Origin of the sequence: Herbaspirillum lusitanum (assembly GCF_046025995.1) — a bacterium.
Classification (GTDB): domain Bacteria; phylum Pseudomonadota; class Gammaproteobacteria; order Burkholderiales; family Burkholderiaceae_D; genus Herbaspirillum; species Herbaspirillum lusitanum_A.
Genome location: NZ_JAQQFM010000026.1, coordinates 1 through 1,059, shown reverse-complemented (window position 1 = coordinate 1,059; position 1,059 = coordinate 1). Strand labels below are relative to the sequence as shown.

General features: G+C 48.2%; 2 protein-coding genes. Both read left to right on the top strand.

Going from position 1 to position 1,059, the window contains the following annotated elements; genetic code table 11:
- A partial coding sequence (locus tag PQR62_RS25535) for a hypothetical protein (RefSeq protein WP_408160890.1) occupies window positions 1-479 on the top strand: 479 nt, incomplete at its 5' end.
- A gap of 259 nt (window positions 480-738) precedes the next feature.
- Window positions 739-1,059: hypothetical protein (locus PQR62_RS25530; protein ID WP_459251868.1), on the top strand; the 321-nt coding region annotated here is incomplete at its 3' end.

The following is a 1,059-nucleotide window of genomic DNA, read 5'->3' as shown; positions in this document are numbered from 1 at the left end:
GCTTGATGTCTATGCACGTTGATCGGCTACAGCAGGAGGTTATTCGACTTACTAGCGTCGTGGAAAGCATTCCGGAGTTAACACAGGAGCGAGTCGATGAGGCAATGCTCAAAGGGGCAAAGGCCTGCTCAGAAGGGATGACTGATGCAATGAGCATTGCCACGGGCAACGCTCAGAAGGCCGCCTCAGCCTATCAATCGGCACTAACACGTCAGCCGATATGGACGGTTGTTGCCTTAACGGCCTGCGCATTAGTCATTGGAGGCATTTGCTATGGACTTACGCCAACAATCGACACCATTAAGGAGCGAAGACAGGAATTGACAGATACAGAAGAGAAAATCAGTCAACTTAAGCTTAAATACTCAACGTGTTCCCCTCGCAATGGCGGGCCGGACAAGCCATGCGTCCGTATAGATCGGGCTCATGAAGATGAATCGTTTGGAGATTCGTCGGGACGATACGTGATCGTCAAATGAATGGTGATGAGAAAGATATGCATGTCGAAGCCGGTGCACTTAATCGCGTCACGAAAAGTTGGATGCCGACCTTCCTGCCTATCAGCTCTATTATGCAAGTTGGCGGAAAACCTCCCCGGAATTTAGCCTTGTGAGCGAAATGCTCCGCTATGAAAGGGGCTGCTAAACTCTGTGCGACATATCTCCTTTCGCGCCGAGTAGCACCGGATCATAAAGCTACAGTGGAGAACGAGAATTCCGAAAGGTTGAATACAAAAACATGTTCCAAGAAGACGATTTTGAGTATGAAGACAGCAGTCATGATCAGCCGCAATATGAGCGGCCTGAAGACATCGACTTCATGGCCCTTCCAACTGCGCTGGCTAAGCTTCATTTCTTCTGGGACGACATGTTCCTACGGTCACAAGCAAACAATGTCGCTCTCGTCGATAAATTTTTAACAGAGCTTGAATATCAAAATCTTCGCAATCTTATCGATGAGGAGCGAACGCCTCAAGGAACATATTTTCTTCTGGCCCAATCGCAAATGTGGATTTTTGCAGTGTATGAACTACTACGTACATGGGATCAGAGGGTGAGA